This window comes from Brevundimonas sp. (genome assembly GCF_036677305.1).
GTDB lineage: Bacteria > Pseudomonadota > Alphaproteobacteria > Caulobacterales > Caulobacteraceae > Brevundimonas.
Genome location: NZ_JAKFEB010000212.1, coordinates 1 through 6388, shown reverse-complemented (window position 1 = coordinate 6388; position 6388 = coordinate 1). Strand labels below are relative to the sequence as shown.

Here is a 6388-nt window from a genome sequence, read left to right as displayed (position 1 = left end):
GGCGGGCGGCGGTGAAGGCGCCGTTCAGGGCGGCGGCGCCGTCGCCCTTCCGGCCCTTGAAGTCGGGATAGGGCAGGTTGCCGGTCAGGATCAGCTTCGCCGCATCGGCCGTGAGACCCGGCAGGGTCGCCTGCTCGGCAGCGGCGTCGAGGCGCACCGCGATGCGGTCCCCGGTGGTGGTCAGGTCGACGGCGGCGCTCAGCGACCGGGCCTCGGCCTCGCCGCTCTTGAAGGCGGTGGCGGGCATGCGCGCGACCAGCCGCATCAGCTTGCCGTTGTCGATCCGGGCGTCGCCGAGAATGTTGGCCGGGCCGTAGTCCGTGTCGAGCCGGACACGCGCCCGCTCGACAATGACCAGGGGAGAGCGGCTGTCGGGTCGCGGCGGGCGGCCGGTGAACTCCTCGATCAGCGGGTCCAGCGAGCCGAAGGTCAGCTTGCCGCCGCGGACGCTGGCCCGGACCACAGGGCGGACCAGGCGGATGCGGGTCGGGGTGACGCCGAGCCCGCCCTTCGACCAGGGCGCGCCGATGCCGTAGTCGACCTCGACCCGTTCGACGGTGACGTCGGGATTGGCGGGGTCGCCGATGCGGATGCGGGCGACGAGGCCGTCCATCTCCAGCCGTTCGATCTCCATGTCGGCGTCGACGCCCTGTTGCTCCAGCCAGCCGATCAGGACCTGACGGGTGGCGGCGCGGCGGTTGAGCCAGGTCAGGGCCAACAGGATGAGCAGGACGCCGAGAACGGCGCCGGCCGCGATCAGAAGGCGACGACCGCCGGTGCGGGGACGCCGGGAAACGGGGGCGGACGGTGTGTCGGCGCTCATCGGCGGGTCATAGCGGCAGGAAGGCCCGCGCGGAAAGCCTGTCCAGCAAAACCGGAAACCGGCCGAATACTATAATCGTGTCTGTTGAAGCACAGTTGAGTGGCGGATCGGCCACTTTGAATGCATCGCGGGTCGCGGTCAGCAGGATCACACACGTTAAGAGCGACTCCAGTTCGCACATTCGCAAATACACTGTTCAACCCGCGCGATAGTCTCTTGGTTCACGCAAGCTTTACCGATGATTACGGCCCCGGTTAACGGTCTGTAACGATCCATCTTCCCATGATGGGACTGACCGGCTATATGGCCTGTCTCGCGAGGGGGGTGGCTCCGGCGCGATCCTTGCTTTTTTAGTAGTTGGGCGCCGAACGGCGTCGTCGTTTTTCGGGGACCGATGGCTCAGTTCGATCCACGTCGCCAACCGATGCGCATCGCGCCTCACGCCCTGACGGCGGTGGCGGCGATCTCGGTGGCTCTTCTTGCCGGCCGCGTATACCAACCCGCGAAAGCGGAAGAGGCTCCGCCTCTGACACAAATTGAAATTTCGGCCCTCGCCGACCAGGCGTTCGCCGCCGCCGGAACCCCGGCCGGCCTGACCACGCCGGAAGCCATTCCCGTCCAGATCCGCCGCGGCGAGACCTTCGAACAGGCCGTGCGCCGCACCGGCATCGCGCCGGAAGAAGCCTCGGCCGTCGCCGCCACCCTGTCGAACGCCATGGACGTGACGTCGATGCGGGCCGGCCAGCGCTTCGAGACCGCCATTTCCCAGCCGCGCGGCGGCCGGGGCAATCCGCGCCTGATCGGCCTGACCATGCGCACCGGCCCGGCCAGCCAGTTGACCGTCTCGCGCAGTTTTGACGGCGCCCTGCGCCTGCGCGCCCTGGAAGAGAAGGTCACGCACGAGACCGTGGTCCTGACCGGCAAGGTCGAGGGCTCGCTGTCGCGCACGGCGCGGCGCGAAGGCGCTCCGGCCGCGATCACCCGCGCCGCCGGCCGGCTGTTCTCGCACAAGCTGGACATGGACCGCGACGTCCAGGCCAACGACGAATTCACCTATGTGTTCGACCGGTCGGTGACCGAGAACGGTCGCACCATCGACACGGGCGGCCTGCTGTACGCCTCGCTGAAGGGCGTGGTCTTCTATCGCTTCCAGCCCGCCGGCGCGAAGGAAGCGCAGTATTTCGACGCCACGGGCAAGAACACCCGTTCGGCCTTCATGCGCACGCCGCTGGAGCGGGGCTTCCGCGTCTCGTCCTCGTTCGGCTTCCGCCGTCACCCGATCGCCGGTTATCGCAAGATGCACCAGGGCATCGACTTCGCCGCGGGCATGGGCACGCCGGTGGTGGCGCCGGCCGACGGCGTCGTCGTCGAGGCCCGTCGCTGGGGCGGCTACGGCAACTGGCTGCGCATCCGTCACGCCAACGGCCTGGACAGCGGCTACGGCCACCTGTCGCGCTACGCCTCGGGCGTCCGCGCCGGCCAGCGCGTCCGTCAGGGCCAGATCGTCGCCTATGTCGGCTCGACCGGCGCCTCGACCGGACCGCACCTGCACTATGAACTGTGGCGCAGCGGTCAGCGGATCAATCCGGCCGGCGTCCGCACCACCGAGGGCACCATCCTGGCCGGGGCCGATCTGGCCGCCTTCAAGGCCGAGAAAGCGCGCATCGACCGGATCATAGCCGCCGGCGGCGAACGCCGGCCGGTGGTCCAGCACGCCGCCGTGGCTCCCGCTGTGGCCGCCGCGCCCCCGGCCCTGCGCCCCGCCCGGGGCTAGAACAGACCGCGCCTCAGGTGTTCGCAGCCGCGGCGATCAGGGCGTCGTCGATTTCGCGCGCGCGGATCGCGGCCGGGCGCTGGAACAACCGTTCGACATAGGCCTTGAACGCGTCGCGCTCGGGGAGGGTCTTGAACATGAGGCCCCAGCCGATCTGGCTGCCCAGATAGACGTCGAGCGCGCTGAACCGGTCGCCCAGCAGCCAGGGGCCGGTGTTCGCCACCAGCGTCTCGAGCGCATCGACCACGTTTTCGAAGGTGCCGTATCCGGCCATGGCCGCCCGGTCCGCCGGGGCCAGCAGGTTCATCGCCTTGGCCGTCACGGCCGCTTCCACCGGACCCGCCCCGAAGAACATCCAGCGCAGATAGGTCCCGCGCGCGGGATCGTCGAGCGCCGGCGCAAGGCCGGCCTCGGGGAAGGCGTCGGCCAGATATGTGCAGACGGCCGCCCCCTCGGTGACCGTCACGCCCCGGTGGGTGATGGCCGGAACCTTGCCCATCGGATTGATGGCCAGATACTCGGGGGCCTTCATCGTCGTGCCGTAATCCAGAACCACGGTGCGGTAGGGGCGGCCGACCTCCTCCAGCATCCAGCGCGCGATACGGCCGCGTGACTGGGGGTTGGTGTAGAAGACGATTTCGTCGGACGGCTGGCTCATTGTGGCCTCCCTTGCGTTTCCTTTCGGCAAGCTAGACTCAAAGACGGCATGGAACAAAGGCGAAACATTCTGAAGGGGCTGGCGGCCGGCGCCGTCGTGCTGGGCGCCGGTCCGGGCGCCTGGGCGCAGACCGCCTTCCGCTCCTCGCGCATCACGGTAACGACGCGCGGCCGCGGGCCCGACGTCATCCTGATCCCCGGCCTGGCCTCCACGGCGGAGGTATGGCGGGGGCTGGCGAGCCAGCTCGAGGACCGGCGGCGGCTGCATCTGGTTTCGGTGCGCGGCTTCGGCGACCTGGCGGCGCAGGGAAACGCCGACGGATCGGTCATGCCGGGCGTGGCCAATGAAGTGCGCCGCTACATGGCCGAGCAAGGGATGGAGCGCCCCGCCATCATCGGCCATTCGATGGGCGGTCAGGTCGGCATCCGCGTCGCCGCCGACGCCGGAGCCCGCGTGGGCCGGGTGATGGCGGTGGACTCCTCGCCCTTCTTCGCGGCCCTGATCAGCCCGGGGGCGACCGTCGGCGACGTCGAGCCGATCGCGCAACTGGCCTATCAGGCGATCCAGTTTCTCGGCGACGAGGCGCTGAAGACGCGGGGCCGGTCGATGGGGCTGGAGCTAGGCGGGGCGGCGGACGCGGTGTTCGGCTCCATGGGCTGGCAGGGCGGCGACCGCCGGGTGCTGGCCCAGTCTCTCTACGAGGTGATGACGGTCGACCTTCGCCGTCGTCTGCCCGACATCACGGCCCCGGTGACGGTGGTCTATGGCTGGAGTTCGGACCAGAACTCGCCGCGCGCCCGCGCCGACAGCCTGTTCCGGGGCGCCTATGCGCGCCTGCGCCGCCCGGCGACCTTCGAACGGATCGAGGGAGCCGAACATATGGTGATGATCGACCAGCCGCGGCGGTTCCTCGCGGCGGTGGAGCGGTTCCTGGCCTAGTCCGCGTCGGGCTGGACGTCCGGATGGGCGGCCGCGAAGGCGGGGTGGAGTTTCGCCGCCTCGTCGATGGCGAGGAGGCGCGGGAAGGCGTCGAGGGCGACGTTGAAACGCCTCGCCGAATAGATCTGCGGGATCAGATAGCAGTCGGCCAGGGTCGGCGCGCCGCCGAAGCACCAGCCTTCGCCATGCCGGGCGACCAGCGCCTCCAGGGCGGTGAAGCCGGGGACGATCCAGCGCGCGGCCCAGGCGTCGACGGCGGCCTGATCGGCGCCGAAGGTTTCCCGCAGGGCCTTGCCGACGCGCAGATTGTTCAGCGGATGGATGTCGCAGCCGATCAGGGCCGCCATGGCGCGGACATGGGCCCGGGCGACCGCGCCGGCGGGCAACAGCGGCGGCCGGGGATGGGCCTCCTCCAGCCATTCGAGGATGGCGGGGCTCTGGGTCAGGACGGCGCCGTCGACCTCGAGCGCAGGCACCATGCCCTGCGGATTCAGGGCGACGAAGGCTTCGGAACGCTGGGCCCCCGTGCGCAGGTCGACGCCCTGCTGCTCATAGGTCAGGCCCTTGAGGTTCAGGGCGATGCGGGTGCGGTACGCCGCGCCCGAGCGCCAATAGCCGTGCAGGATCATCGGGGCGCGACCGTGAAGGCGAGCGGCTGAAGGCCGTCGATCGAGGCCTCGACGCGATCGCCGGGCTGCAGCGGGCCGACGCCCTCGGGCGTGCCGGTGAAGATCAGGTCGCCGGGCCGCACGTCCCAGAGGGTGCGCGCCTTGGCGAGGATTTCGTCGGGGTTCCAGACCATGTCGTCCAGCCGGCCCGACTGCCGCGCCTCGCCGTTGACCGACAGGGCGATGGGGGCCGACGGATCCGGCAGGGCGCCGAGCGTGATCGGGCCGCAAGGCGCGGACTGGTCGAAGCCTTTGGCCGCATCCCACGGACGGCCCTTGTCTTTGGCAGCGGCCTGAAGGTCGCGGCGGGTCAGGTCGCAGCCGACAGCCCAGCCGGCGATTTCCCCGTCCGCGCCGACGGCGCAGACCAGTTCGACCTCGTGGTGCAGATTGGCCGTGGCCAAGGGGAAGACGGGGTCGGCGCCGTCGACCACCACCGCATCGGCGGGCTTGGTGAAGAAGAAGGGCTCGGCCCGTTCGTGGCCCATTTCCTTGGCATGGGCCGCGTAGTTCTGACCGACGCAGAGGATGCGCCGCACGGGGAAGCGTTGCGCGCTGCCATGGATCGGCAGGGAGGGGACGGGGGCGGGGTGGAACAGCCAGTCGGTCATCCGCCCTGTCTATGCCCGGATGCGACGCTTCGCCAGCCGCCGGAAATGGTGCAATGCGGGAACCTGTGCCGTGCGGTGGCGTTCCGGCTTTGAATTCTCTATCTAACAGCCAAGCTTGAAACATCGGAGCGCGCATCATGGCCACGACCAAGGCGGCACGGACTGCCGTGAAGAACGATCTCAATACGCTGAAGGACGACCTGAAGGTCCTCGGCGCCGAGGAAAAGGCGCGTCTGCGCGAGAAGGCGGCGACCGCCGAAACCCGCGTGCGCGCCAAGGCCGCCGAGGCCGAGGCCCGTCTGCGCGAGCAGTCGGAAGTCCTGCGCGAACGGGCCCGGGGCTATTACGACACCGCCCGGGTGCGCGGTCAGGAGTATTATGACGAGGCGCAGGAGCGCTTCGACGAAGCCCAGCGCTACATCACCGAACGGGTGCAGGAGCGTCCCGTGCAGTCGACCGCCATCGCTCTCGGCGTCGGCGTCGTGCTGGGTCTGCTGCTCGCCGGTCGTCGCCGCTGATGTTCGGCGGGGGGCTGGCCAGGAATCTGGTCAAGAAAGCCGTCGCGGCTTCGGTCGTGGCGGGGGCCGGATTCGTGGCCGTTCTGGCGCTGGGGGCGACGATCTTCTTCGCCCTGCAGCTGGTCGTCGTGCCGCTGGCGGCCGCGGCCATCACCTTCCTGCTGTTCGCCATCGTCGCCCTCGTCGTGGCCCTGGTCTTCCTCGCCCGCAGCGAGGAAGAGGAGGACCTTGAGGACGAGCCGTCCGGCCTGGGCGCCCGCGCATACAGCCTGTTCAAGCAGCGGCCGATCCTCGGCACGGTCGCGGCGCTGGCGGGCGGCTGGATCTTCCTCAGGAATCCGGCCCTGGCCACCATGGTCGCGGCCGCATTCACCGAAAAGCCGCACGGCCGCAGCCG

The 6388-nt window shown here is 69.9% G+C and carries 8 protein-coding genes; 4 read left to right on the top strand and 4 right to left on the bottom strand.

Annotation, left to right across the window (positions count from 1 at the left end):
- On the bottom strand, positions 1-823 hold an 823-nt coding region (locus V6M42_RS12350), incomplete at its 3' end, for an intermembrane phospholipid transport protein YdbH family protein (RefSeq protein WP_442880963.1).
- 424 nt (positions 824-1247) lie between these two features.
- Here V6M42_RS12350 and V6M42_RS12345 point away from each other — a divergent pair.
- On the top strand, positions 1248-2597 hold the full coding sequence (locus tag V6M42_RS12345) for a M23 family metallopeptidase (protein WP_332678734.1): 1350 nt from the start codon (positions 1248-1250) through the stop codon (positions 2595-2597).
- Positions 2598-2610: 13 nt separating this feature from the next.
- Here V6M42_RS12345 and V6M42_RS12340 read toward each other — a convergent pair whose 3' ends face one another.
- The gene (locus tag V6M42_RS12340; protein ID WP_332657414.1) at positions 2611-3255 is read right to left on the bottom strand and encodes a glutathione S-transferase family protein; all 645 of its coding nucleotides are present in this window, start codon (positions 3253-3255) and stop codon (positions 2611-2613) included.
- Between the two features lie 48 nt (positions 3256-3303).
- Here V6M42_RS12340 and V6M42_RS12335 point away from each other — a divergent pair, with 48 nt between their 5' ends.
- Complete coding sequence (locus V6M42_RS12335; RefSeq protein WP_332678733.1) at positions 3304-4194, top strand: alpha/beta fold hydrolase; 891 nt, start codon at positions 3304-3306, stop codon at positions 4192-4194.
- Here the strand turns inward: V6M42_RS12335 and maiA are convergent.
- A complete protein-coding gene (gene maiA / locus V6M42_RS12330; protein WP_332678731.1) occupies positions 4191-4823 on the bottom strand; it encodes a maleylacetoacetate isomerase in 633 nt (210 codons plus the stop codon). The two genes, V6M42_RS12335 and maiA, sit on opposite strands and share 4 nt — an antisense overlap.
- Entirely contained in the window at positions 4820-5473 is a 654-nt protein-coding gene (locus V6M42_RS12325) for a fumarylacetoacetate hydrolase family protein (RefSeq protein WP_332678730.1), read from the bottom strand. The genes maiA and V6M42_RS12325 overlap by 4 nt, the downstream gene beginning before the upstream one ends.
- A 137-nt stretch (positions 5474-5610) precedes the next feature.
- Between V6M42_RS12325 and V6M42_RS12320 the strand changes: the two genes are divergently transcribed.
- Positions 5611-5991, top strand: a complete 381-nt coding sequence (locus V6M42_RS12320; protein ID WP_332657422.1) for a glycine zipper domain-containing protein — start codon at positions 5611-5613, stop codon at positions 5989-5991.
- On the top strand, positions 5991-6388 hold a 398-nt coding region (locus V6M42_RS12315), incomplete at its 3' end, for a hypothetical protein (RefSeq protein WP_332678729.1). The genes V6M42_RS12320 and V6M42_RS12315, both read left to right, overlap by 1 nt.